Origin of the sequence: Kitasatospora sp. NPDC057223 (assembly GCF_042669755.1) — a bacterium.
GTDB lineage: Bacteria > Actinomycetota > Actinomycetes > Streptomycetales > Streptomycetaceae > Kitasatospora.
Genome location: NZ_JBHUWW010000002.1, coordinates 47,655 through 73,589 on the forward strand (window position 1 = coordinate 47,655; position 25,935 = coordinate 73,589).

Annotated in this window: 18 protein-coding genes; 7 read left to right on the forward strand and 11 right to left on the reverse strand. The window is 73.9% G+C overall.

Going from position 1 to position 25,935, the window contains the following annotated elements; all coding sequences use genetic code 11:
- The first annotated feature begins 127 nt into the window (after nucleotides 1-127).
- The gene (locus ACFUK0_RS01555) at nucleotides 128-1,561 is read left to right on the forward strand and encodes an FGGY family carbohydrate kinase (protein WP_380245968.1); all 1,434 of its coding nucleotides are present in this window, start codon (nucleotides 128-130) and stop codon (nucleotides 1,559-1,561) included.
- 99 nt (nucleotides 1,562-1,660) lie between these two features.
- Nucleotides 1,661-3,064 carry a glutamate decarboxylase gene (locus tag ACFUK0_RS01560; protein WP_380245969.1) on the forward strand — a complete coding sequence of 468 codons (1,404 nt, stop codon included), beginning with the start codon at nucleotides 1,661-1,663 and terminating at the stop codon, nucleotides 3,062-3,064.
- 15 nt (nucleotides 3,065-3,079) lie between these two features.
- On the opposite strand, the gene ACFUK0_RS01565 is transcribed toward ACFUK0_RS01560, so the two are convergent.
- The 5 genes from ACFUK0_RS01565 to ACFUK0_RS01585 form a co-directional block, all read right to left on the reverse strand.
- Nucleotides 3,080-4,123 carry an RNA polymerase sigma factor gene (locus ACFUK0_RS01565; protein ID WP_380246078.1) on the reverse strand — a complete coding sequence of 348 codons (1,044 nt, stop codon included), beginning with the start codon at nucleotides 4,121-4,123 and terminating at the stop codon, nucleotides 3,080-3,082.
- A gap of 175 nt (nucleotides 4,124-4,298) precedes the next feature.
- Entirely contained in the window at nucleotides 4,299-6,209 is a 1,911-nt protein-coding gene (gene dnaG / locus ACFUK0_RS01570) for a DNA primase (RefSeq protein ID WP_380245970.1), read from the reverse strand.
- Nucleotides 6,210-6,250: 41 nt separating this feature from the next.
- On the reverse strand, nucleotides 6,251-7,573 hold the full coding sequence (locus ACFUK0_RS01575) for a deoxyguanosinetriphosphate triphosphohydrolase (RefSeq protein ID WP_380245971.1): 1,323 nt from the start codon (nucleotides 7,571-7,573) through the stop codon (nucleotides 6,251-6,253).
- A 67-nt stretch (nucleotides 7,574-7,640) separates the two neighbouring features.
- The gene (locus ACFUK0_RS01580) at nucleotides 7,641-8,009 is read right to left on the reverse strand and encodes a hypothetical protein (protein ID WP_380245972.1); all 369 of its coding nucleotides are present in this window, start codon (nucleotides 8,007-8,009) and stop codon (nucleotides 7,641-7,643) included.
- A gap of 68 nt (nucleotides 8,010-8,077) precedes the next feature.
- Nucleotides 8,078-8,932 (reverse strand): sirohydrochlorin chelatase, encoded by an 855-nt coding sequence (locus ACFUK0_RS01585; RefSeq protein WP_380245973.1) that lies wholly within the window; start codon nucleotides 8,930-8,932, stop codon nucleotides 8,078-8,080.
- 158 nt (nucleotides 8,933-9,090) lie between these two features.
- Between ACFUK0_RS01585 and ACFUK0_RS01590 the strand changes: the two genes are divergently transcribed.
- The 4 genes from ACFUK0_RS01590 (at nucleotide 9,091) to ACFUK0_RS01605 (ending at nucleotide 15,683) form a co-directional block, all read left to right on the forward strand.
- Nucleotides 9,091-11,187, forward strand: a complete 2,097-nt coding sequence (locus ACFUK0_RS01590; protein ID WP_380245974.1) for a molybdopterin oxidoreductase family protein — start codon at nucleotides 9,091-9,093, stop codon at nucleotides 11,185-11,187.
- A 178-nt stretch (nucleotides 11,188-11,365) separates the two neighbouring features.
- The gene (locus ACFUK0_RS01595) at nucleotides 11,366-12,688 is read left to right on the forward strand and encodes an NAD(P)/FAD-dependent oxidoreductase (protein ID WP_380245975.1); all 1,323 of its coding nucleotides are present in this window, start codon (nucleotides 11,366-11,368) and stop codon (nucleotides 12,686-12,688) included.
- Nucleotides 12,685-15,294 carry a nitrite reductase large subunit NirB gene (gene nirB, locus ACFUK0_RS01600; RefSeq protein WP_380245976.1) on the forward strand — a complete coding sequence of 870 codons (2,610 nt, stop codon included), beginning with the start codon at nucleotides 12,685-12,687 and terminating at the stop codon, nucleotides 15,292-15,294. Before ACFUK0_RS01595 ends, nirB begins: the two co-directional genes overlap by 4 nt.
- Nucleotides 15,291-15,683: a nitrite reductase (NAD(P)H) small subunit gene (locus ACFUK0_RS01605; protein WP_380245977.1), complete on the forward strand. Its 393-nt coding sequence runs from the start codon at nucleotides 15,291-15,293 to the stop codon at nucleotides 15,681-15,683. Before nirB ends, ACFUK0_RS01605 begins: the two co-directional genes overlap by 4 nt.
- 71 nt (nucleotides 15,684-15,754) lie before the next feature.
- Here ACFUK0_RS01605 and ACFUK0_RS01610 read toward each other — a convergent pair whose 3' ends face one another.
- On the reverse strand, nucleotides 15,755-16,747 hold the full coding sequence (locus ACFUK0_RS01610) for an SGNH/GDSL hydrolase family protein (RefSeq protein WP_380245978.1): 993 nt from the start codon (nucleotides 16,745-16,747) through the stop codon (nucleotides 15,755-15,757).
- 149 nt (nucleotides 16,748-16,896) lie between these two features.
- On the reverse strand, nucleotides 16,897-17,844 hold the full coding sequence (locus ACFUK0_RS01615; protein WP_380245979.1) for a PAC2 family protein: 948 nt from the start codon (nucleotides 17,842-17,844) through the stop codon (nucleotides 16,897-16,899).
- A 783-nt stretch (nucleotides 17,845-18,627) separates the two neighbouring features.
- On the opposite strand from ACFUK0_RS01615, the gene ACFUK0_RS01620 reads away from it, so the two are divergent.
- Entirely contained in the window at nucleotides 18,628-19,356 is a 729-nt protein-coding gene (locus tag ACFUK0_RS01620) for a GNAT family N-acetyltransferase (RefSeq protein WP_380245980.1), read from the forward strand.
- A 6-nt stretch (nucleotides 19,357-19,362) separates the two neighbouring features.
- On the opposite strand, the gene ACFUK0_RS01625 is transcribed toward ACFUK0_RS01620, so the two are convergent.
- From ACFUK0_RS01625 to dusB, 4 genes are all read right to left on the reverse strand, one after another.
- Nucleotides 19,363-20,682: an ADP-ribosylglycohydrolase family protein gene (locus ACFUK0_RS01625; protein WP_380245981.1), complete on the reverse strand. Its 1,320-nt coding sequence runs from the start codon at nucleotides 20,680-20,682 to the stop codon at nucleotides 19,363-19,365.
- Nucleotides 20,683-20,737: 55 nt separating this feature from the next.
- Nucleotides 20,738-21,196 (reverse strand): ribonuclease, encoded by a 459-nt coding sequence (locus ACFUK0_RS01630; protein ID WP_380245982.1) that lies wholly within the window; start codon nucleotides 21,194-21,196, stop codon nucleotides 20,738-20,740.
- Nucleotides 21,197-21,454: 258 nt separating this feature from the next.
- Complete coding sequence (gene ppdK, locus ACFUK0_RS01635; protein ID WP_380245983.1) at nucleotides 21,455-24,163, reverse strand: pyruvate, phosphate dikinase; 2,709 nt, start codon at nucleotides 24,161-24,163, stop codon at nucleotides 21,455-21,457.
- A 564-nt stretch (nucleotides 24,164-24,727) separates the two neighbouring features.
- Nucleotides 24,728-25,834: a tRNA dihydrouridine synthase DusB gene (gene dusB / locus ACFUK0_RS01640; protein WP_380246079.1), complete on the reverse strand. Its 1,107-nt coding sequence runs from the start codon at nucleotides 25,832-25,834 to the stop codon at nucleotides 24,728-24,730.
- Between the last annotated feature and the right edge of the window lie 101 nt (nucleotides 25,835-25,935).

Genomic DNA, 25,935 nt, shown 5'->3' on the forward strand with positions numbered 1-25,935 from the left:
GGACGGCGGCCGGGCGGGCGGCGGGCGCCGCGCGGCTGTCGGCGGCCCCTGCTACCCACCGGTACCGAGTGGACAACACTTGTGCCGCCCGGCCGCATCCGGCCGCCCGCTGAGGCATGATCTCGACATGGCCATCGTCGCGGGGATAGACAGCTCGACCAACCGCACCAGGATCGTCGCGTGCGACGCCGAGACCGGCGCCGTCCTGCGCGCGGGCAAGGCCCCGCACCCGGCGCCCGAGGGCGCCGACGCGCGGGCCACCGAGACCGATCCGCAGTCCTGGCTGCACTCGCTCGGCGAGGCCGCCGCCGGGGGCCTGCTGGAAGGCGTCCGGGCGATCGGCGTCTGCGCCCAGCAGCACGGCATGATCGGCCTGGACGCGGGCGGCGTGCTGGTCCGCCCCGCGATCCTCTGGAACGACCCGCGCGCGGCGGGCGCCGCGGCGGCGCTGGTCGACGCCCTCGGCGGGCCCGCCGGCTGGACCCGGGCCATCGGGGCCGTCCCCGCCGCCAGCTACACGATCGCGAAACTGCGCTGGCTGGCCGAGTTCGAACCCGCCTCGGCCCGGCGGATCGCCGAGGTGCTGCTGCCGCACGACTGGCTGGTCTGGCAGCTGCTCGGCCACCCGCAGCGGCGCACCACCGACCGCGGCGACGCCTCCGGCACCGGCTACTGGTCGCCGATCACCGGTGAGTACCGCCAGGACCTGGTGAAGCTCGCGCTCGGCCACGAACTGCGGCTGCCCGACGTCCTCGGCCCCGCCGAGCCCGCCGGGCACACCCCCGAAGGCCTGCTGATCTCCGCCGGCACCGGCGACAACATGGCGGCGGCGCTCGGGCTCGGCCTCGGCCAGGGCGACGCGATCGTCTCGCTGGGCGGCAACGGCACCATCTTCGCGGTGCACGACCGGGCCGTGGTGGACGCCTCCGGCATCATCGCCTCGTTCGCCGACGCGACCGGCCGCCACCTGCCGATGATCGGCACCCTGAACGCCGCCCACGTGCTGCACGCCACCGCCGCGATGCTCGGCCGCGACCTGGACGGGCTCAGCGAGCTGGCCCTGCAGTCCTCCCCCGGGGCGTACGGGCTGGTGCTGCTGCCCTACCTGGACGGCGAGCGGACGCCCAGCCTGCCGCACGCGGCGGGCACCCTGACCGGCCTGCGGGCCGAGTCGATGACCCCCCAGCACCTGGCCCGGGCCGCCGTCGAGGGCATGCTCTGCAACATCGCGGACGCGCTGGACGTGCTGCGCGCCAAGGGCGTCGGGATCCGCCGGGTCTTCCTGCTCGGCGCGGCCGGGCGGCTGCCCGCCGTCCGGGCCATCGCCCCGCAGCTGTTCGGGATCCCCGTGGTCGTCCCCGCCCCGGGTGACCACGCCGCCCGGGGCGCCGCCCGGCAGGCGGCCTGGGCCCTGGCCGGCACCGCCGAGCCCCCGCACTGGGAGCTGCCGCAGGCCGTCACCGCCACCCCCGACCAGGAGCAGGACCTCCCGGTCGGCTCGGCCGTCCGCGGGCAGTACGCGGCGGCCCGCGAGCAGATCCACCCGGAGACGGCGTCCTGACCGCGGGCCCGGCCGGGCGGCGCTGAAGATGCGTCACCCGGCCACCGGTGGCAGCGTGGGACGGGACGCGGCCACCGGAGTGAAGGGCGAGACCACGACATGGCGCTGCACAAGGGAGCCGAGGACGACCGACGGCTGACGGTGAGCCCGTTCCTCGGCACGGCCGATCCACTGGGGCCGATGGAACTGGCCCCGCCGGTGCACCGGCTGGCGGACGGCCCGGTCACGGCCGACACCGCGTACCAGCTGATCCACGACGAACTCATGCTGGACGGCAACGCCAAGCTCAACCTGGCCACCTTCGTGACCACGTCGATGGAGGCGCAGGCGACCCGCCTGATGACCGAGTGCCTCGACAAGAACATGATCGACAAGGACGAGTACCCGCAGACCGCCGAGCTGGAACGGCGCTGCGTGGCGATCCTCGCCGACCTCTGGCACGCCCCCGACCCGGCCGGCGCCGTCGGCTGCTCCACCACCGGCTCCAGCGAGGCCTGCATGCTGGCCGGCCTCGCCCTCAAGCGCCGCTGGATGCGCCGCAACGCCGACCGCTACGCGGCCGGGGCCCGGCCCAACCTGGTGATGGGCGTCAACGTGCAGGTCTGCTGGGAGAAGTTCTGCACGTTCTGGGAGGTGGAGGCCCGCACCGCCCCGATGGAGGGCGAGACCTACCACCTGGACGCCGAGCGGGCACTCGCGCTCTGCGACGAGGACACCATCGGCGTCGTCGCCATCCTCGGCTCCACCTTCGACGGCAGCTACGAGCCCGTCGCGGAGATCTGCGCCGCCCTGGACGACCTCCAGCAGCGCACCGGCCACGACATCCCCGTCCACGTGGACGGGGCCTCCGGCGCGATGGTCGCGCCGTTCCTCGACCCGGAGCTGGTCTGGGACTTCCGGCTGCCCCGGGTCGCCTCGATCAACACCTCCGGCCACAAGTTCGGCCTGGTGTACCCGGGCGTCGGCTGGGCGCTCTGGCGCGACCACGACGCCCTGCCCGAGGAGCTGGTCTTCCGGGTGAACTACCTGGGCGGCGAGATGCCCACCTTCGCGCTGAACTTCTCCCGCCCGGGCGCCGAGGTGATCGCCCAGTACTACGTCTTCCTGCGGCTCGGCCGGGACGGCTTCCGGGCCGTCCAGCAGGCCTCCCGCGACGTGGCGCAGTACCTGGCGCGCGAGATCGAGGCACTCGGCTGCTTCCGGCTGATCACCCGGGGGGACGAACTGCCGGTCTTCGCGTTCACCACCGACGGTGACGTCCCCTTCGACGTCTTCGACGTCTCCCGGCGGCTGCGCGAACGCGGCTGGCAGGTCCCCGCGTACAGCTTCCCCGAGAACCGCACCGACCTCGCGGTCCTGCGCGTGGTCTGCCGCAACGGCTTCTCCCGCGACCTGGCCGACCTGCTGCTCGCCGACCTCACCCGGCTGCTGCCCGAGCTGAAGAAGCAGCCCGTCCCGCTGAAGGAGCTCGGCGTGCCGGCCAGGGAGGCCTTCCACCACTGAGGGCCGGGCCGGCGCTCAGTCCAGGTAGCCGCGGAGCTGCTCGGCGAAGGTGTGGTCGCGCAGCTTGCCGAGGGTCTTGGACTCGATCTGGCGGATCCGCTCGCGGGTGACGCCGAAGAGGTGCCCGATCTCCTCCAGCGTGCGGGGGCGTCCGTCGTCCAGGCCGTAGCGAAGCTGCACGACCTGGCGCTCCCGCTCGCCGAGGGTGGCCAGGACGGCCTCCAGGTGGCGCCGCAGCAGCAGGAACGAGGCGGACTCGACGGGTGAGGCGGCGTCGGCGTCCTCGATCAGGTCGCCGAAGGCCACGTCGTCCTCCTCGCCGACCGGGGTGTGCAGCGAGATCGGCTCCTGGGCCAGGCGCAGCACCTCGTGGATCCGGGCCTCGGGGAGTTCCAGGACGGCGGCGATCTCGGCCGGGGTGGGCTCCACCCCGCGCTCCTGGAGCAGTGAGCGCTGGATCCGGATCACCCGGTTGATCAGCTCCACCACGTGGACGGGCACCCGGATGGTACGGGCCTGGTCGGCGAGGGCCCGGCTCATCGCCTGCCGGATCCACCAGGTGGCATAGGTGGAGAACTTGTAGCCGCGGGTGTAGTCGAACTTCTCCACCGCCCTGATCAGGCCGACGTTGCCCTCCTGGACGAGGTCGAGCATGGTCAGGCCGCGGCCGATGTAGCGCTTCGCGACGGAGACCACCAGGCGCAGGTTGGCCTCGATCAGCCGGCGTTTGGCGATCCGGCCGAGCACCACCAGGTGGTCGAGGTCGTCGGCGAGGCGGTCGGCCGTGCCGGGGTGGCGGTCGAGGTACTCCTCGGCGAACAGGCCGGCCTCCACCTGGCGGGCGAGCTCGACCTCCTCGGCGGCGGTGAGCAGGCGGACCCGGCCGATCTCGCGCAGGTACTGGCGGAAGAGGTCGGCGGACGGGCCGGCGGCGGCGTCCAGCGAGGCGGGGGCGGGCTCGTCCTCGTCGGGCGGTCCGGGTTCGGGGCCGGGTTCGGGTTCGGGCCCGAACGCGTCCGGGCCGTCGGGGGCCTCGGGCCCGTCCGGGCCGTCGGGGATCCGGTCCGGCGCAGGGCCGACTGTCGCGGCAAGCTCCACGGGCATCCCCTAGGGGCCGTGCGCGACTCTGGCGGACCCGCGCTGGACGGAGTTGGGACGTCCTCCAGTGTGGCGTACGCCACATGCTCCGGCCGAGACTCGTGCGCGTACTTTCTGCCCGGGCCCCGGGCCGCCCCTACAGCGCGGCGGTGCCCCGGCTGCGCAGCTGGTCGCCGTACTGCTGGAGCTGCCAGAGCTCGGTCTGCACCGCGTGCAGCTCCTCCGGGGCGGCCCGGTTGCCGAGCCGCTGGAGCTGGGCGCGGACCTCGGCGACCCGGCGCTCGACGGCGTGCAGGCGCAGCTTGACCAGGAACTCGCCCGCGTAGATCTCGTCCGGCTTGCGCCGGGTGCGGACGGGCTCGACGGTCAGCTCGGTGACCAGCGAGCGCACCTGGTCGTCGGGGGCGCCCTCGCGGACGGTCTTGGTGAAGTCCGGCAGGGTGGCCCCGTACGCGGCGCCGCCGCACTGGCCGATCGCGCGGCGCACGGCGGTGTAGGGCGGGGTGGGGAACTCGTCCTCGCCGTAGTTGTCGAAGGCGGGGCTGACCAGTGCCGGGTACTGCAGGGCGAGCTTGAGCAGCTCGCGCTCGACGAACTGGGCCGGGTCGCGCGGGTTCAGCCGGTAGGCGGGGCGGGCGGGCTGTACGGGCTGCTGCTGCCGTTCGTCGGGGCGCTGGTACTGCCGGGTGCGCGGGGCCTGCTGGTTCTCGCGGTCCCAGCGGGCGAGCTGGCCGACCCGGCGGACGACGAACTGCTCGTCCAGGATGCCGAGCATGCCGGCGAGCTGGACGGCGTACTCGTGCTGGATCGAGCGGTCCTTGATCTTGGCCACGATCGGCGCCGCCTCCAGCAGGGCGGCGGAGCGGCCCTCGACGGTCTCGACCCGGTGCCGGGCGACGGCGGAGCGCAGCGCGAACTCGAACAGCGGGGTCGGGTTGTCGATCAGCTCGCGGACGGCCTGGTCGCCCTTGGCGATCCGCAGTTCGCACGGGTCCATGCCGTCGGGGGTGACGGCGATGGAGGTGCGGGCGGCGAACTTCTGGTCGTCCTCGAAGGCGCGCAGGGCGGCCTTCTGCCCGGCGGCGTCGCCGTCGAAGGTGAAGACCGTCTCGCCGCGGTACTGGGAGGTGTCCATCAGCAGCCTGCGGATGATCTTGATGTGGTCCTCGGCGAAGGCCGTGCCGCAGGTCGCCACCGCGGACGTCACGCCCGCCAGGTGGCAGGCCATCACGTCGGTGTAGCCCTCGACCACCACCGCCCGGCCCGACTTGGCGATGTCCTTCTTCGCCAGGTCGATGCCGTACAGCACGTTGGACTTCTTGTAGATCGGCGTCTCGGGGGTGTTGAGGTACTTCGGCCCGGTGTCGTCCTCGCGCAGCCGGCGGGCGCCGAAGCCGATCACGTCGCCGCCGGTCTCCCGGATCGGCCAGACCAGTCGGCCCCGGAAGCGGTCGATCAGACCCCCGCGCTGGCCCTGCGAGGCCAGGCCGCCGAGCAGGATCTCCTTGTCGCTGAAGCCCTTGCCGCGCAGGTAGCGCACCAGGTGCTCCCACCCGGCGGGCGCGTAACCGACGCCGAAGTGCTGCGCGGCCTCGGCGTCGAAACCCCGCTCGGCGAGGAAGGCGCGGCCGATCTCGGCCTCCGGCGACTGCAGCTGCTCCTGGTAGTAGGCGGCGGCCACCTTGTGCGCCTCGACCAGCCGGGTGCGCTCGCCCTGCTGGTGGCGGGGGTTGTAGCCGCCGTCCTCGTAGCGCAGGGTGACGTTGGCCTGGGCGGCCATCCGCTCGACGGCCTCGGCGAAGGTGAAGTGCTCGATCTTCATCAGGAAGGCGATGGTGTCGCCGTTCTCCTGGCAGCCGAAGCAGTGGAAGACGCCCTTGGCCGGGTTCACGTAGAACGACGCGGACTTCTCGTCGTGGAACGGGCAGACGCCCTTGTACTCGCCGCCGCCCCCGTTGGTCAGCTGCACATAGTCGCCGACCACCACATCGATGGGCAGCGCGCTGCGCACCGCCTGTACGTCTTCGTCCCTGATCCGCCCGGCCACCCCGGAAGTCTACGTCCCCGCCGCCGGGTTCCCTGGCGTGATCAAGCCCGGGCCGGCCCGAGCAGGCGGGCGTGCAGGGCGAGCGCCGAGGCGTCGGTGAGGGTCGCGATCTGGTCGATCACCGCGCGCAGCGCCCCGCGGTCGTCCTCCGCCTCCTCGTGGAGTGCGGCGAAGACCACGTCCAGGCCGTCCGGCGCCCGCCGGGTGAGCTCGTCGGCGAGCTCGGCGATCACGATCCGCTGCCGGGTGCGGAGCTGCGCCTGCTCGTCGCGCTGCATCACGTACCGGACGGCGACGGCCTTGAGCACCGCGCACTCCAGGCGGACGTCGCGGGGCACCACCAGCTCGGCCTCGTACCGGGTCAGCCGGCCGGGGCCGTAGCGGGCCCGGGTGGCCTGCTCGGCGCCCTGGCAGAAGCGGCCGATCAGCTGGCTGGTGAGGTCCTTCAGGCCGGCCCGGGCGCGGGCCGAGCCGTCGTAGGCCTGCGGCCACCAGGGCTGGGCGTGCAGGCGGTCCAAGGCCGCCGAGAGCTCGTCGGGGGCGGCGTCCGGGGCGTACCGTTCGGCGACCTTGAACAGCTCGGCGCGCTCGCCCGGTGAGCGCAGCGCCCGGGGGTCGATGTGGCCGGCCTGGAGGCCGTCCTCGACGTCGTGGGTGGAGTAGGCGACGTCGTCCGACCAGTCCATCACGGTGGCCTCGAAGCACTTGCGGCCGGCCGGGGAGCCGGCCCGCAGCCAGCGGAACACCGGCAGGTCGTCGGCGTACACGCCGTACTTGCCGGAGCCCGGGTCGCCGGGGTGGCCGCCGCGCACCCACGGGTACTTGGTGGCGGCGTCCAGGGCGGCGCGGCTCAGGTTGAGGCCGACGCTGCGGCCCGGCCAGGGGGCGAGCCGGGCGGGCGTCTCGTCGAACGGGGCGAAGCGCTTGGGCTCCAGCCGGGTCAGGATCCGCAGCGACTGCGCGTTGCCCTCGAAACCGCCGCAGGCCTCGGCGGCCTGGTCGAGGGCCTCCTCGCCGGTGTGGCCGAACGGCGGGTGGCCGATGTCGTGGGCGAGGCAGCCGGCCTCCACCAGGTCCGGGTCGCAGCCGAGGGCGGCGCCGAGCTCGCGGCCGACCTGGGCGCACTCCAGCGAGTGCGTGAGGCGGGTGCGCGGGAAGTCGCTGCGCATCGGGGCAACGACCTGGGTCGTGCCCGCGAGGCGGCGCAGCGCGGCGGAGTGCAGCACCCGGGCGCGGTCGCGCTGGAAGGCCGTCCGGCCGGGTCGTTTGTCCGGCTCGGGCACCCAGCGGGCCTCGGCGGCGCCGTCGTACGGGTTCGGGTCGGTGGTGCGGTGCGCGGCGGCGTCCATAGCGGTGTCATCCATATGCCTGTCACGGTACGCCGCCCGTCGGACACCGGGGGTGTGCCGCGCGCTGCCGCACCGCGCCCGGCTACCCGGCGAGCAGGGTGCGCCAGCGGGGCAGCTCGGCCACCGCGCAGGCGAGCGCGAGGGCGCTCACGCCGACGGCGACCGGCAGCGGCCAGGCCGCCCAGGAGGAGACCACGGCGGCGAGCAGTTGGAGCAGCACCAGGGCGATCGTCCCGGCGCCGGGCACGGCGACCAGCACCTGGCTCTTGTCGCCCGGGGTGGCGAACACCGTCGGCAGGCCGATCAGCACGACGACGGACAGCACGGCGAGCGGGACGGAGTGCGGTGCCAGCGCCCACGGGGTGGCGGTCCAGGCGATCAGCTCGACGGTGAAGCGGAGCACGTCCGGCGTGCGGACGGGCTTCTTCCCTTGCGCGGTGGCGGAGTTCACGGCGACACCCTCCCACGGCGCGCCCGCGCGCACGAGGGCCGGCGGCCGCGCGGAAGGGCGCCCGGGGCTCAGGCCGCGGCGGACAGCCGGCTCTGCTCGTAGCGGGCGAGCACGAGGCGGCCCATCAGCTCGTGGGCGCCGAGCGGGGCGCTGGTCAGCCAGTCCCCGGCGGCGGCGGCCAGCCGGGCGAAGTCGCCGGGGGCGGTGAAGTAGCCCGCCACCGCGACCCGGCGGTAGCCGCGGGCCCTGAGCCGGGCGACGGCCTCGGCGACGCTCGGCCCGCCGGCCGCGACGTAGCCGGGCAGGACGGGCACGTGCAGGCGGGCCGCGAGCAGCCGGGCCTGGGCCTCGGTGTCGGTGGCCGCGTCCGGGTCGCGGGAGCCGGAGGCGGCCAGCACGACGGCGTCGCGTCCGTGGCGCTGCCGCTCGCGCACGGTGGCGGGATCCGTCCAGCCGGCCTCGGCCAGCCGGTCGTAGAGGATCTCGGTGAGCAGTCCGTCCGGCCCCAGCGGGGCCGTGATCATGCCGCTGACCTGCGGGGCAGCGGCCAGCATGGTGGGCAGGTCGACCTTGACGTGGTAGCCGCGGCCGAGCAGCAGCGGCACCAGGACGACCGGGCCGGCCAGCTCCGCCAGGACGTCCGGGAGCAGCGGCGCGTTCAGCCCGAGGTGGGCGAGGCGGATGTCCAGTTCGGGGCGGGCGCCCTGGAGGGCGGCGGTCAGGCGGCGGATCTCGGCGAGGGCCGCCGGGTCCCGGGAGCCGTGCGCGACCAGGACGAGGGCCGGGCGCCGGGCGGAGTGCAGGACGCGGGGGGCCCGGGCGGCGGGGCGGCCGGACCAGAGCGCGGCCGACCGGGCGTTGAACTGCTGGGAGATCTCGCTGAGGAGGTCCGAGGAGCTGGAGGTCCAGGTGGGCTGCGTCATGCGTCCAGAGTGGCCGCCCGCTGTTTCCCTCCCGTTGCCCCGCGGTCACGACTGGTTTCCCTGCCCTCACAGCGGGGGCCCTCCGGGGTGAGGCAGGTGTGCGGCAGTCGTAACGCACGGGTCGTGGCGGCGAAACAGCGCCGTAGCAAGGTGGCGGCATGAGCAACGCCGTCGCCACCACCGACACGCACTGCCCGTACTGCGCCCTCCAGTGCGGCATGGGCCTGCGCCCGGCCGAGGGCCCCGTCCCGGTCTCGGTGGTCGAACGGCCCGGCTTCCCGGTCAACCAGGGCGCGCTGTGCGGCAAGGGTTCGAGCGCCGCCGCCGTGCTGGCGCCCGGTGCCCGGCTGACCACCCCGCTGATCCGCCGGGACGGGCAGCTGCGGCCGGCCCGCTGGGACGAGGCGCTGGACCTGGTCGCCGAGCGCTTCTCCGCGACGGCCGGCGCGCACGGGCGCGACGCGGTCGGCGTCTTCGGCGGCGGCGGGCTGACCAACGAGAAGGCCTACCTGCTGGGCAAGTTCGCCCGGGTCGCGCTCGGCACCTCGTCGATCGACTACAACGGCCGGTTCTGCATGTCCTCGGCGGCGGCGGCCGGCATCCGGGCCTTCGGCCTGGACCGCGGCCTGCCGTTCCCGGTCGCCGACATCCCGAAGACCGGCTGCGTGATCCTGGTCGGCGGCAACCCGGCGGAGACCATGCCGCCGTTCGTCCGCTACCTGCGCGAGCTGCAGGAGAACGGCGGCACGCTGATCGTCGTCGACCCGCGCCGCACCCGCACCGCCGAACTCGCCGACCTGCACCTCGCCCCGCGCCCCGGCACCGACCTCGCCCTCGCCCTCGGCCTGCTGCACCTGGTGGTCGCCGACGGCCGCACCGACGAGGAGTTCATCGCAGCCCGCACCACCGGCTGGGAGGAGGCCAGGGCCGCCGCGATGGCGCACTGGCCCGAGCACGTCGAGGCGGTCACCGGCGTGCCGCTGCCGCAGCTGCGCGAGGCCGCGGCGCTGTTCTGCGACGCCGCCACCGCGATGGTGCTCACCGCGCGCGGCCCCGAGCAGCAGGCCAAGGGCACCGACACCGTCAGCGCCTGGATCAACCTCTGCCTCGCCACCGGCAACGCCGGCCGCCCGAACGCGGGCTACGGCTGCCTCACCGGCCAGGGCAACGGGCAGGGCGGGCGCGAGCACGGCCAGAAGGCCGACCAGCTGCCCGGCTACCGCAAGCTGGACGACCCGGCGGCCCGCGCGCACGTCGCCGCCGTCTGGGGGGTCGACCCCGACTCGCTGCCCGCGCCCGGACGCAGCGCGTACGAGCTGCTGGACTCCCTCGGCGGCGCGGTGAAGTCGCTGCTGCTGATGGGCTCCAACCCGGTCGTCTCGGCGCCGCACGCGAGCCATGTCACCGAGCGGCTGCGCTCGCTGGACTTCCTGGCCGTCAGCGACGTGGTGCTCTCCGAGACCGCCGAGCTGGCCGACGTCGTCCTGCCGGTCACCCAGTGGGCCGAGGAGACCGGGACGATGACCAACCTGGAGGGCAGGGTCATCCTGCGCCGCAAGGCCGTCGACGCGCCGGGGGGCGTGCGCAGCGACCTTGAGGTGCTGCACGGCCTGGCGGCGCGGCTCGGCCACGGCGAGGGGTTCCCGACCGACGCCGAGAAGGCCTTCGACGAGCTGCGCCGCGCCTCGGCGGGCGGGCCGGCCGACTACGCCGGCATCAGCTACGAGCGGATCGCGGCGGAGGACGGCGTGTTCTGGCCCTGCCCGTCCGCCGACCACCCGGGCACGCCCCGGCTGTTCCTGGAGCGCTTCGCCACGCCGGACGGACGGGCCCGCTTCACCGCCGTCCAGCACCGGCCGGCCGCGGAGGAGCCGGACGCACAGTACCCGGTGCGCCTGACCACGGGCCGGGTGCTGGCCCAGTACCAGTCCGGCGCGCAGACCCGCCGGGTGGACGCCCTCAATGCCGCCGCCCCCGGCCCGTTCGTCGAGCTGCACCCGCTGCTCGCCGACCGGCTGGGAGTGCGGGACGGAGACCGGGTCGCGGTGGTGAGCCGACGCGGAAGGACCGTCACCCCCGCCCGGCTGACCACCGCGATCCGGCCCGACACCGTCTTCATGCCGTTCCACTGGGCGGGTGAGGGCAGCGCCAACGTCCACACCAACCCGGCGCTCGACCCGGTCTCCCGGATGCCCGAGTTCAAGGCCTGCGCGGTGCGGCTGGAGGCCGCCGCCGAGGGCGTGAGCGCGCCGTAGGAGACCCGCGAGGGCTGCCCCGTGCCGCCGCCGGCCGACGCCGGCGGCGGCATTCTCACGCCCCGTGACGGGCTCCGCGCAGACTCACACCGGGCTCACGGCGCCGCTGAGGTCAACGTTCCGCCCGCGAAACAGACCGGCCCCGGACGGGAAACACCGGTCTCGCATGCTCAATTGCATGACAGCGACCGACACTCCCCCAGCGGACCGCATCGTGGTCGTCGGCGCCGGGATGGCCGGCCACCGACTGGCCCAGCAGCTCGTCCTGCACGGCACCCGGCGCGAGATCGTGCTGCTCGCCGAGGAGGAGCACGCGCCCTACAACCGGGTGCTGCTCGCCGAGGTGCTGGCGGGCCGCTACGCACCGGAGATCGCCGCCCTGGCGGCCCTGCCCCCGCAGGTCGAACGCCGCCACGCCCGCGTGGTGCGGATCGACCGGGAGCAGCGCCAGGTGCTCTGCGACGACGGCTCGGCGCTCGGCTACGGCGACCTGGTGCTCGCCACCGGGAGCAACCCGGTGCTGCCCGCGCTGCGCGGCCTGTTCGACGACAGTCTGACCGGCAGCGGCCGGCACGAGCTGCCGAACGGTGTCTTCGCCTTCCGCACCATGGCCGACTGCGCCGACATCGACGGCTACCTGCCGGGTGTGCGGCAGGCCGTGGTGGTCGGCGGCGGTCTGCTGGGGGTGAGCGCCGCCCGGGCACTGGCGGCGCGCGGCGTCGCCGTCGTCCTCGCCCACCAGGGCGAGCACCTGATGGAGCGCCACCTCGACCCCGAGGCGGGCGCGCTGCTCCGGCGGCACCTGACCGACCTCGGCATCGAGGTGCACACCGAGTGCCGGGTACGGTCCGTGCTGACCGAGGACCGCACCGTCACCGGCGTCGAGCTCGCCGACGGCTTCCGGCTGGACGCCGGGCTGCTGGTGGTCGCCGTCGGGGTCCGCCCCCGCACCGGCCTCGCCGAGGCGGCCGGCCTGGAGACCCGCCGGGGCGTCGTCGTCGACGACCGGCTGCGCACCAGCGACCCGCACGTCCACGCGGTCGGTGACTGCGCCGAGCACCGCGGCGTGCTCTACGGCCTGGCCGGCCCCGCCCAGGAGCAGGCCGACCTGCTGGCCCGCCACCTCGCCGGCACCACCGGCACCGGGAGCGCGGACGGCTCCGCCGGCTACTCCGGCAGCCGGCTGCTCACCCGCCTGACCCTGACCGGCCCCGGCCACGAACCGCTCGACCTCGCCGCCTTCGGGGAGACCGAGCCGTCCACCCCCGAGGACCGCGTGATCCGCCTCGCCGACGCCGCCCGCGGCACCTACCGCAAGGTGATCGTCCGCCGCGACGAGCAGGGCGGTGACCGCCTGGTCGGCGGTGTCCTGCTCGGCGATCTCGGCACCGTCGGCACCCTGGCTCACACCTGGGAGGGCGACGAGGCCCTGTCAGCCCACCCGCTCCACCTGCTCACCGCCACCACGCAGAGCAGCACGACCCCCGGAGGGACCCGATGACCACCACCACCAAGCCGACTGTTCTCCTGGTCGGATACGGCATGGTCGGCCACCGCTTCCTGGAAGCCCTGGCCGAAGCCGGAGCCGCCGACCGCTACCGGGTCGTCGTCCTCGCCGAGGAGCCCCGCCACGCCTACGACCGGGTGGCCCTGACCTCGTACTTCTCCGGCAAGACCCCCGAGGACCTGCTGCTCGGCGAGGACGGCTTCGCGGAGAAGCACGGCTACGAGATCCACCTCTCGGACCCGGCGACCTCCATCGACCGCGACTTCAGGATCGTCACCACCGCCAGCGGCCGCAGCATCTCCTACGACACCCTGGTGCTCGCCACCGGCTCGTACCCGTTCGTCCCGCCGGTCGACGGCAAGGACGCGGAGGGTTGCTTCGTCTACCGCACCATCGAGGACCTGCACGCCATCGAGGCGTACGCGGCGGGCTCCCGGGTCGGCGCGGTGGTCGGCGGCGGTCTGCTCGGCCTGGAGGCGGCGGGCGCGCTCAAGGGGCTCGGCCTGACCACCCACGTGGTCGAGTTCGCCCCCCGGCTGATGCCCGTGCAGGTGGACCCGGCCGGTGGTGACGCGCTGCGCCGCACCATCGAGGAGATGGGCGTCGTCGTCCACACCGGCATCGGCACCAACGCCGTGATCGTCTCCCCCGAGGGCGCCGCCACCGGGATGACCTTCACCGACGGCAGCAGCCTCGACACCGACCTGGTGGTCTTCTCGGCGGGTGTCCGCCCCCGCGACCAGCTGGCCCGCGACTGCGGCCTGACGGTCGGCGAGCGCGGCGGCATCACGGTGGACGAGCACTGCCGCACCTCCGACGAGCACGTCTTCGCCATCGGCGAGTGCGCGCTGGCCGTGGACGGCCGGGTGTACGGCCTGGTCGCCCCCGGCTACGAGATGGCGATCACCGTCGCCCAGCAGCTCGCCGGACAGGCCAACAAGCCGTTCACCGGCGCCGACCTCTCCACCAAGCTGAAGCTGCTCGGCGTGGACGTGGCGAGCTTCGGCGACGCCTTCGCCACCACCCCCGGCGCGCTGGACGTCGTCTACTCCGACTCCCGCTCCGGCATCTACAAGAAGCTCGTGGTGACGCCCGAGGGCGCGCTGCTCGGCGGCATCCTGGTCGGCGACGCCGAGTCGTACTCCTCGCTGCGCCCGCTGGCCGGCACCGGCATCCCGCTGCCGGTGCCCGCCGAGTCGCTGGTGCTGCCCGCCGGAATGGGCGCGCCGGTCTCGCTGGGCAGCTCCGCGCTGCCGGACGACGCGGTGGTCTGCAACTGCCACAACGTCACCAAGGGCGCCGTCCGCAACGCGGTGACCGAGCACAGCTGCACCACGGTGCCCGAGGTCAAGAAGTGCACCAAGGCCGGCAGCGGCTGCGGCTCCTGCGTGAAGCTGCTCTCCACGATCGTCACCGACGAGCTGGAGGCGTCCGGCGTCGAGGTCGACCGGGGCCTGTGCCCGTGCTTCGGCCAGACCCGCGCCGAGCTGTACGAGATCGTCCGGGTGAAGCGGATCTCCACCCACCGCCGGCTGCTGGCCGAGCACGGGCGGCTCGGCGGTGAGGGCTGCGAGGTCTGCAAGCCGACCGTCGGCTCGATCATCGCCTCGCTGGCGCCCGAGCTGGAGGCCTCCGGCCACGTCCTGGACGGCGAGCAGGCGGCGCTGCAGGACACCAACGACCACTTCCTGGCCAACATCCAGAAGAACGGCTCCTACTCGGTCGTGCCGCGCATCCCCGGCGGTGAGATCACCCCGGAGAAGCTGATCGTGATCGGTGAGGTGGCCCGCGACTTCGGCCTCTACACCAAGATCACCGGTGGTCAGCGGATCGACCTCTTCGGCGCCACGGTGGACGAGCTGCCGCTGATCTGGTCCCGTCTGGTGGCGGCCGGCTTCGAGTCGGGCCACGCGTACGGGAAGTCCCTGCGGACCGTCAAGTCCTGCGTCGGCTCCACCTGGTGCCGGTACGGAGTCCAGGACTCGGTCGCCATGGCGATCCACCTGGAGCTGCGCTACCGCGGCCTGCGCAGCCCGCACAAGCTCAAGTCGGCGGTGTCCGGCTGCGCCCGCGAGTGCGCCGAGGCCCGCGGCAAGGACTTCGGGGTGATCGCCACCTCCAACGGCTGGAACCTGTACATCGGCGGCAACGGCGGTGCCACCCCCCGGCACGCCGACATGCTGGCCCAGGACCTCGACGACGAGCAGCTGATCAAGCTCATCGACCGGTTCCTGATGTTCTACATCCGCACCGCCGACCGGCTGGAGCGCACCTCCGCCTGGCTGGACCGGATCGAGGGCGGGCTCGACCACGTCCGTGACGTCGTCGTCAACGACAGCCTCGGCATCGCCGACGAGCTGGAGGCCCTGATGGCCAACCACGTCTCCGACTACCAGGACGAGTGGGCCGCCACGCTGGCCGACCCGGACCGGATGCGCCGCTTCGTCTCCTTCGTCAACGCCCCCGGTATCGAGGACCCGAGCATCCGGTTCACCCCGGAGCGCGGCCAGGTCAAGCCCGACCTCCTGCTGCTCGCCACCGAGGCCGAACTGCTCGCCCGCCTCGACCCCGACAACTCGCCCCTGCTGGAGGCCCGATGACCACCGTCGCCACTGCCACCGATCTCGCCGTCCCGGCCGACCCCTTCGAGGCCACCGCCGTGGTCGAGGTGCTCGCCGGCACGGCCTGGGCCCCGCTCTGCGACCTGGCCCTGCTCGTCCCGGGCCGCGGCGTCGCCGCCCTGCTCCCGGACGGGCGGCAGGCCGCGGTGTTCCGCGACCACCTCGGCCGGGTGCACGCCGTCGCCAACCGCGACCCGTTCACCGGCGCGTACGTCCTCTCCCGCGGCCTGCTCGGCTCCACCCCGGACGGCCGGATCTACGTCGCGTCGCCGCTGCTCAAGCAGCGGTTCGACCTGCTCACCGGCGAGTGCCTGGACGACGACAGCGTCCGGATCGACGTCCACACCACGCGGGTGACCCCCGCCTGATCCCCGCCCGCCCGAATCCCCGGCGGCCGTCCGCAGTCAGCGCCCTGACCTGCGGACGGCCGCCGGCTCCGTCATTGCCGGACGGCCTTCAGCACCGCCTGCGCCATCCCCTGCTGCCCGCGCGCGTTCGGGTGCACCGGGGCCAGACCCGGCGCCGGGGCCGGCGGTTCGACCCAGCGCGCCTGCTCGCCGGCGCACATGTCGTGCCCGGCGGACGCCGCCGCCGCGTCGACGAACCCCGCCCCGGCCGCCCGGGCCTGCCGCTGGAGCATCGCGTTGAGCTGCTGCTCCTTCTCCGCCAGGAAGTCCAGATCGGCGGGCGTCACGGCGTCACCCAGCACGGGTGCGCAGGCCGCCGGATCGGCGGGCAGCAGCGCCGGGTACCCGACCACGTACAGCCTGGCCTGCGGGGCCCGCCGGACCGCCTCGCGCAGCACGCCGGCCAGCTGCTCCCCCGCCGCCTCCACCTTGCGCTGCACCTGGTCGGCGCCGCTTCCGGCGGTGTAGTGGTCGCGGCAGGGGGCGGCGGCGGCCGGGCCGGCGCCGAGGCCCGTCATGAGCGACTGCACCAGGTTCTGCCGGGCGCACTCGGTGATGACGTCGACGAAACCGGCGTCGTTGCCGCCGATGCCGAGCGTCACCAGCCGGGTGGCCGGCGACAGCGCGTCCAGCTGGGGCGGGTTCGTCCCGCCGTCGGTCCGCTGGGTGCCCGTCAGGTCGCCCGTGCGCGCGGCACTGCAGCTGACGTCCCGGAAGTCCGCCCCCGCCAGGCCGAGTGCCCCCGCCACCAGCGAGGGGTAGTTGACGGCGGAGCGCGCGCAGCCCTTCGGCTCCCCGGTCTGCGGCCCGATCATCAGCCCCGAGGTGTACGAGTCGCCGAGCGCGACGTACGGGCCGGGGGGCGGCGTGGGAGTGGGCGTGGGGGTGGGCGTCGCGGGCCCGGACGGCGCAGGCGCGGGCCGCGCGGGCACGGCGCCCGAGCAGCCCGCGGCCAGCAGCAGCCCGGCGAGCGCGGACGCGGCGGCGGCCCGCCGCCTGCCCGGCAGCGGGTGTCGTCTCGGCATTGGTCCCCCCGGGGTAGGAATCAGCACGCCCTCGGTACGCGCTCGGACGGCGGCCCGTCCCCCGGGCACCTCGGCACCCCAACGAACGGACCCCGCCCGATGACTCCCGTACCCCCCGGCGCTACCCCGCCACCCGGCCGGCCGCCCGGCTAGTCGACGTCCCGCTCGTGCTCGGCGAGGAACTGCTCGAAGCGGCGCCCCAGCTCGTCGGCGGAGGGCAGGTCGGCGGCGGCCTCGGCGAGCAGGCTCTCCCGGCTCTCCGCGCCGGCCACCGCGTCGTACTGGCCCTCCATGCCCCGGATGGCCGAGCGCAGTTCGCCGTCGCCCTGGGCCAGCTGCTCCTCGATGTCCGCGTAGACCTCGCCGACCCGCTCGCGCAGCGAGTTGCCGGGCAGCACCAGGCCGGTGGCCGACTGGACGGCCTCCAGGATCAGCACGGCCGCGGCGGGGTAGGCGGAGCGGGCCACGTAGTGCGGCACGTGCACGGCGAAGCCCAGCACGTCGTGGCCGGCCTCGGAGAGCCGGTACTCCAGCAGTGCCTGGGCGCTGCCCGGCACCTGGGCCTGCTCGAACCACTGCGGGTAGCCGGCCGCGAGGTCGAGCCGGTTGCCGTGCGGCGTCAGGCCGACCGGGCGGGTGTGCGGCACGCCCATCGGGATGCCGTGGAAGTCCAGCGACAGCCGGACCTCGAAGCGGTCGGCCAGCTCGCGCACGGCCGCCGCGAAGCGCTCCCACTCGACGTCGGGCTCGGGGCCGGTGAGCACCAGGAAGGGCGAGCCGGCCGCGTCGTGCACCAGCTGGAGGAGGATCTCCGGCGGGTCGTAGGAAGCCCAGTGCTCACGGTCGAAGAGCATCGCGGGGCGCCGGGCGCGGTAGTCCACCAGCCGGTCGTGGTCGAAGCGGGCGACCACCTGCGGGGCGCCCTCCTCCAGCAGGTGGGCGACCACCTGGCCGCCGGCCTCGCCGGCGTCCATGAAGCCCTCGAAGTGGTACAGCAGCACCAGACCGGCCCCCGTGTCGCCCAGCGCCGCGTTCGCGGCGGCCACCGCCGCCACACCTTGCTGTTCCAGCTCGTACAGCGCCTGGGGATCTTGCACCGTGCACCCAACCCCGTTCGTTCTCGTCGTCGGCCGTGCCGGTCGGGTCGACCGGCCGGGTGTAGGTTCCGTGTCCGTCCGTGCCGCCCACCGGCGGCCCGGCGCGGGCCGCCGCCGTCACGGCGCTCTCGCCATCTCCAGCGTGCCGGACGCCGTCGGCATTCCCGTTGCGGCCGTGCTTCGTCCAAGGAACTGTCACCCGCCGGCCCGGAACCCGAGAATCATCGCACCCCGGCGGAAACCCGCTGGTCACACCCCCTCCAATGGCTCCTCGCGCCGCGCGCCGGGCAGATTCCGGGGCCCACGCGCAGCCGCCGCGGCGTACGCCGCCGGCCCACGCGCCCCCATTCGCGTGCCGCGAAGTGACGCACCGCCCTTTCACGGGTATCGTCCTCTCGCTGCCTCGCATCGTCGCGTCGTCGTCTCGTCGTCGGTAACGCCGTTGACCACGTCCCGGACCGCTGCTGGGCCAGCCCACACGACGCACCTTGCCTTCATCTGGCCGCCTGTTTCCCTTCGCGCTCCCGTTCCTTCCTCGGCCATCTCGCGGACGCACACTGTCCCCTCGCTCATCCCGCCGGACCGGTCCGTCGACCCGTGTCCGTTCCGGCACCGCGCTGCCCGATTCCGGGGCCGCCACCCCCCATTCCGTACGAACCGGGCACGCCGGCGTACGCGGGAACGGGCGGTGTCGTCCGGAGCCGGGGCGAACGTCCAGTCGCCCTCCGCGCCGTACCCCGGCACGCGAGGTCCCCCTCCGACCGCCGAAGGACCGAAGGTTCCGTGCCCGTACCCGTCATCCTCCACGGCCGCACCGTCCGGCTGGAGCCCCTCGCCGCGTACCACGCCGAAGCGCTGGCCCAGGCCGGCGCCGAGGACCGTTCGACCTACGCCTTCACCCCCGTCCCGCACGGCCTGGAGGCGGCCCGCGACTACGTCGCCCGCGCCCTCGCCGACCGGGCGGCCGGCCGCTCGCTGCCGTTCGCCACGGTGAGCGTCGCCGACGGCAGGGTGGTCGGCTCCACCCGCTTCCTCGAACTCGACTACTGGCAGGGCCCGCTGGTCTGGCCGCCGGTGCCGGGCATCCCGTTCGGCGACCCGGCCACCGCCGTGCCCGACGCCGCCGAGATCGGGAACACCTGGCTCTCGCCGCGCGCCCAGGGCACCGGCATCAACACCGAGGCGAAGCTGCTGATGCTCCGCCACGCCTTCGAGGTCTGGGGCGTCCAGCGCATCTCGATGCGCGCCGACGCCCGCAACCAGCGCTCCCGCACCGCCATCGAGCGGCTCGGCGCCACCTGCGAGGGCGTCCGCCGGGCCCACTCGCGCGGGCTCGACGGCGTCGTCCGCAGCACCGCCTTCTACTCGATCCTGGACGAGGAGTGGCCCGCCGTGCGCGACATCATCGAACTGCGGATCGCCGCCGCCACCTCGCCCAGCGCCCCGGACCGGGCGATCAACCAGGAGTGCCTTAGACACGGCGGCGGCAGCGGGCAGCTGATCTCCGCCTAGCGCACGTCAGTACCGGTAGCCCTGCTCGGCCAGGCCCAGGACCTGACCGAGCAGGGCCTGGTCACCCGGACCGCCGTAGCGGCCCGGGTGACACTCCACCAGCGCCGACACGGGCCGCACAGCACCGCCCCGGACCGGCGCCACGGTGACCGCCCAGACCGCGAACCCCGTCCAGCTGCGGCACAGGTGGAGAGTGCCCTCGGCGGTGTGGGAGACCCACCGCTGCTCCATCTCGCGCGGCCGCAGGCCGTGCCGGATGCGCTCCCACTGCGCCGCACTCCACTCCACCGCCGGGACGGGGTGCGGACGCGGCAGCAGCAACGGTTCCACCCCGCCCTGCCAGGTCGCGGCGGTCGCCACGCTGCCCGGCTCGGGCAGGGCCCAGGCGGGCAGCGGTTCGCGGGCGGCCAGCCACCCGGCGGGGATGCCCGCCGTGCCGGTGCGGGCGGCGACGATCCCGCCGGTGATCGCCGCCGTGGTGTCGACGTCCCCGCCGGCACTGATCGCGTCCCAGACCGCGCCCGGGTAGTCGTCGAGCCTGCGGGCCGCGCACCAGAGCGCGTACGGCACGGTGTCGGCGGCGCTGACCCGGCTGCCGTTCCCGAGCACCCGGGCGGCGGTACGCAGGTCCGGCTCGGCGAGCAGGGTGATCGCCTCGCCGATCCCGTCGCGGACTGCGCCGTGCGGCGTGAGGTCGCGCACCGCCGCCAGGAACGCCGCCGGGGTGAGCGGCTCCCGGCGGGCGGCGTGGGCGGCGGCGACCGCGACGGCGACGGCGCCGTCGACGGCCTGCGGGTGAGTGTGGGTGATCACGGCGGTGTCGGCGGCCGGCCGGACGGCAGCCGCCGGGTCGGCCGCGAAGGCGGCGCCGAGCGGGGCCACCCGCATCGCGGCGCCGTTGCCGTACGAGCCCTGCCCGTCGAAGGCCTCGGACGCGAGCCGCTTCGCGTCGCCGCCCTCGCGGACCAGCCGCAGCAGCCGGTTGGCGGCGGGCCCGTACCCGCGGTCGAAGTCGTGCCGGAGGGCGAAGGCGCGGGTCAGGTCGAAGGTGTCGATGCTGCCGCGCTCGGTACGGGCGGCGTGCACCGAGCAGGCCATCTCGGTGTCGTCCGTCCACGGCCAGGGGCCGGGCGGGGCGGTGCGGGCGGCGAGGTGGGCGCCGGCGCCGGGGACGAAGAACTGGGCACCGAGGGCGTCGGCGACCGAGAGTCCGTGCAGGGAGTCGAGCGCGGGATCGGTGGTCGCGGGATCGGTGGTCGCGGGATCGGTGGTCGCGGGAGCGGCCGGCGTGGAGTCGGTCGTGGAGTCGGTTGTGGGATCAGTCATCGGGCGGCATCTTCTCAGACTGAGAACATCCTGCCCAGGGGTTTTGCCGGGCCGGTCAGCAGCGGGCGTCGATCTCCTGGAAGCTCGCGTAGTGGTCGGCCGTCCAGTACTGCTCGCCGGCGCCGCCGGTGACGACCCGGCGGGTGCCGCGGTCGCCGGAGCCCGGGGTGACGACGGTGTACTCGTGGTAGTAGCCGGTGCGCTGCCTGGGCAGCCGGCTCTCGCGGTTCTCGAAGACGATGCCGTCCGAGCGGTAGGGGTACGGACCGCCCCGGGCGATCAGGGTGAGGGTGTCGCGGGCCTGGCCGGGGAGTTTCGTCCGGCAGACGTCGGCGAGGGCGGCGCTGTCCGGGGTCCAGCCGCCCGCCGGGGCGGCGGAGGCCGAGGGCCGGGCGCCGGTGGCCGGCTTGTCCTGGTGGCCGGTGAGCGCGTAGGCGCCCGCGGCGGCGATGGCGCAGACCAGGAGCACGGCGACGGCGATCATGCGGTTGCGGCTGGTCATGGAGCTGGTCATGGCCCCAGCTTGCCGGGAGCGCCCGGCGGGTGGTCCGAGCGGGGCGCGGTCATCACCCGATCGGCTCAGAGCATGCGGTCGGGGCGGGAGCGGACGCCATTGTCCCCTCCCGCCCCAACTGCTGTACGTACGCCGGTTCTCCTGCGCCGAGCTCCGGTGTACGCCCCTCCCCGGTGGGAGGGGATGCGGTCAGCGGTCGTCGCTGCGGAGGTCGGGCCCCGGGCGGCCGATGCCTGGCCGCCCGGGTGCCCGCCGCCGTCAGCGCGAGTCGCTGCCCGCCGTTTCGAGGGCGGCGCGGCCTGCCTCCAGGCGCGCCACCGGGATCCGGAAGGGGGAGCAGGAGACGTAGTCCAGCCCCACCTCGTGGAAGAAGTGCACCGACTCGGGGTCGCCGCCGTGCTCGCCGCAGACGCCGAGCTTGAGATCGGGGCGGGTGGCCCGGCCGGCCTCGACGGCGTGCTTGACGAGCGCGCCGACGCCGTCCCGGTCGATGGTCTCGAACGGGGAGACCCCGAAGATGCCCTTCTCCAGGTACGCGGTGAAGAACGAGGCCTCCACGTCGTCGCGGGAGAAGCCCCAGACGGTCTGGGTGAGGTCGTTCGTCCCGAAGGAGAAGAACTCGGCGGCCTCGGCGATCTGGCCGGCCGTCAGGGCGGCGCGGGGCAGCTCGATCATGGTGCCGAGCTTGATGTCCAGCCTGACGCCGGTGGAGGAGGCCACCTCGGCGAGCACACGTTCGCACTCGTCGCGGACGATCTCCAGCTCCTGGACCGTGCCGACCAGCGGGATCATCACCTCGGGCCGCGGGTCGCCGCCGGCCAGCCGGCGCTCGGCCGCGGCCTCCGCGATGGCCCGCACCTGCATGCCGAACAGGCCGGGGATGACCAGGCCGAGCCGGACTCCGCGCAGGCCCAGCATCGGGTTCTGCTCGTGCAGCTTGTGCACGGCCTGGAGCAGCCGCAGGTCGTTCTCGTTCGGGTCCTTGCGGGCCTCGGCGAGGGCGACGCGCACCGACAGCTCGGTGATGTCGGGCAGGAACTCGTGCAGCGGCGGGTCGAGCAGCCGGACGGTGACGGGCAGCCCGTCCATCGCCTGGAACAGCTCGACGAAGTCGCCCTTCTGGAGCGGCAGCAGGGTGCCGAGCGCGACCTCGCGGTCCTTGTCGTTGTCCGCCAGGATCAGGTGCTCGACCTCCTTGCGGCGCTCCTCGCCGAGGAACATGTGCTCGGTGCGGCACAGGCCGATGCCCTGGGCGCCGTAGCGGCGGGCGCGGTTGGCGTCCTCGGCGTTGTCCGCGTTGGCGCGGACCGCGAGCCGGCGGCGTACGTCGGCCTGCGACATCAGCCGGTGCACGGCCTGGACCAGCCCGCCCTGGACGTCGGCGCCGGCGTGCAGGGTGCCCTCGAAGTACTCGACCACCGGCGACGGCAGCACCGGCACCTCGCCGAGGTAGACCTTGCCGCTCGCACCGTCGATGGAGACGATGTCGCCCTCCTCGACGACCCGGCCGTCGGCGGTGGTGAAGCGGCGGCGCTTGGTGTCGACCTCCAGCTCCTCCGCGCCGCAGACACAGGTCTTGCCCATGCCGCGGGCGACGACGGCCGCGTGCGAGGTCTTGCCGCCGCGCGAGGTGAGGATGCCCTCGGCCGCGATCATGCCGTCCAGGTCGTCCGGGTTGGTCTCCCGGCGGACCAGGATGACCCGCTCCCCGGAGCGGGACCACTTCACGGCGGTGTAGGAGTCGAAGACGACCTTGCCGACGGCCGCGCCGGGCGAGGCGGCGATGCCCCAGGCCACCTGCTTGGAGGTGGCGTCGGGGGCGAAGCGCGGGAACATCAGCTGGGCGAGCTGCCCGCCGGTGACCCGGTGCAGCGCCTCGTCCAGGTCGATCAGGCCCTGGTCGACGAGCTGGACGGCGATCCGGAAGGCGGCCGCGGCGGTGCGCTTGCCGATCCGGGTCTGGAGCATCCAGAGCTTGCCGCGCTCGATGGTGAACTCGATGTCGCACAGGTCGCGGTAGTGCAGTTCGAGCTTGTGCATGATCGCCATCAGCTCGTCGTACGACTTCTTGTCGAGCTGCTCCAGCTCGGCGAGCTGGAGGGTGTTGCGGATGCCGGCGACGACGTCCTCGCCCTGGGCGTTGGAGAGGTAGTCGCCGTACACGCCGACGGCGCCGGTGGAGGGGTCGCGGGTGAAGGCGACGCCGGTGCCGGAGTCCTCGCCGAGGTTGCCGAAGACCATGCTGCACACGTTGACGGCGGTGCCGAGGTCGTTCGGGATCCGCTCCTGGCGGCGGTACAGGCGGGCCCGGTCGCCGTTCCAGGAGTGGAAGACCGCGTGGATGGCGAGGTCCATCTGGCGGCGCGGCTCCTGGGGGAACTCGCGGCCGGTCTCGCTCAGCACGATGCCCTTGAAGGTCTCGACCAGTACCTGGAGGTCGGAGGCGTCCAGGTCCAGGTCGTCGGTGGTGCCCTTGGCGCGCTTGGCCTCTTCGAGGGCCTCCTCGAAGAGGTCGCCCTCGACGCCGAGCACCGTCTTGCCGAACATCTGCACCAGGCGGCGGTACGAGTCCCAGGCGAAGCGCTCGTTGCCGGACTGCGCGGCGAGGCCGAGCACCGAGGTGTCGGAGAGCCCGATGTTGAGCACGGTGTCCATCATGCCGGGCATCGAGAACTTGGCCCCGGAGCGGACGGAGACCAGCAGCGGGTTGTCCGGCTGGCCGAGCTTCTTGCCCATCTCCTGCTCCAGGGCGTCGAGGTGCGCACTCACCTCGGCGTGGAGCGAGGCCGGCTCGCTGCCGGTCTCCAGGAAGACCTTGCAGGCCTCGGTGGTGAGGGTGAACCCCGGAGGGACGGGGAGGCCCAGGTTGGTCATCTCTGCGAGGTTGGCGCCCTTGCCGCCGAGAAGATCCTTGAGGTCCTTGTTTCCTTCAGTGAAGGAGTAAACAAACTTCTGTGTGGACGGCACGGGTCGGTCTCCTCGCACACGGTTGCCCTGACGCCGGAGAACATACCCATTTCCAAGGCGTTGTCGCGCTGCCAATAGGCCGTACGAGGCCGGTACCGATGGGTAACCCAACGGATCGAATGCACCTACGGGCGTTCACCTCTGGTGGGGAAATCGTCCGCGTGACGCTAGCTAGCGTTCAACTCTTGAAGGAATGGAAACACGAAGATCACATATGGCCGACGGAGCGTAGCGGTCGGGCGCCCCCCGTGTTGCCCCGGATTGATTTCCTGCACCCGAACCACCCGATACGCCTCCGACCCCCTTCGGAAGGCGTTTGGCGCCCTTGCGGCCCGGATCGGACCCTGACCGGGCGTCAGCCGCCACCGTATGTGGTCAGGGTCACGGACGCATCTCACCTGTCGTGCGTAGCCGACTCGCGCAGATCGTCGCCCTGCGTCCGGAAACGAGTTCGTTCCGTGACCGGAACTGGCCTTGAAGGAGCCCTCTTGGCCAGGTTGTCCAAGAGGGCTCGGCCGCTCCGGCAGTCACCCCTCGCGGGGCATCTTGGCCGGATCGTCAGGGTCAGCCGCCAGAGGTGTCCAGTTCGGCGTCAACGCCCGGCAGCGCGCAGTCGTACGGATCGTCCAGCCAGCCCTCCGGGAGGACCACCCGGTTGTTGCCGCTGGTCCGGCCGCGCGGACCGTCGGCGCCGGCCGGCCACAGCTGCGACTGCTCCACCTGGGCCAGCGTGGCGCCCAGCTCCTCCAGCGAGCTGGAGTTCGCCAGCCGCACCCGCAGCTCCGAGCCGACCGAGAAGCCCTTGGTGTACCAGGCGACGTGCTTGCGGAAGTCCACCACGCCGCGCTGCTCGTCGCCCATCCACTCCCCCAGCAGCTGGGCGTGGCGCAGCATCGCCCGCGCCACGTCCGCGAAGGACGGCCGGGCCGGGTCGGTGTCACCCTCGAAGATCGAGACCAGGTCCTTGAACAGCCACGGGCGCCCCAGGCAGCCGCGCCCGACCACGACGCCGTCGCAGCCGGTCTCGCGCATCATCCGCACGGCGTCCGGCGCGGACCAGATGTCGCCGTTGCCCAGCACCGGGATGTGCGCCGGCACGGACTCCCGCAGCCTGGCGATCGCCGACCAGTCCGCCGTGCCGCCGTAGTGCTGGGCGGCGGTGCGCCCGTGCAGGGCGATCGCCGAGACGCCCTCCTCGGCGCCGATCCTCCCGGCGTCCAGGTAGGTCAGGTGCTCGTCGTTGATGCCCTTGCGCATCTTCATGGTGACCGGCAGCCCGCCGGCGCCCGCCACCGCCTCGCGCAGGATCTCCCGCAGCAGGTTCCGCTTGTACGGCAGCGCCGAGCCGCCGCCCTTGCGGGTCACCTTGGGGACGGGGCAGCCGAAGTTGAGGTCGATGTGGTCCGCCAGGCCCTCGTCCGCGATCATGCGGGCGGCCTTGCCGACCGTCACCGGGTCCACCCCGTACAGCTGGATGGAGCGCGGCTTCTCGCTCGGGTCGAAGCGGATCAGCTGCATGGTCTTCGCGTTGCGCTCGACCAGCGCCCGGGTGGTGATCATCTCGCTGACGTACAGGCCCTTGCCGCCGCTCTGCTCGCGGCACAGGGTGCGGAACGGCGCGTTGGTGATGCCCGCCATCGGGGCCAGCACCACGGGCGGCCACACCTGCATCGGGCCGATGGTCAGCGGCGCGAACTCGGCGGCGGCCGGAGCAGTGACCGGGGCGGGCGCGGGCCCGGCGGGGGTGACGGGGTCGGTGGCCGTGTCGGCGT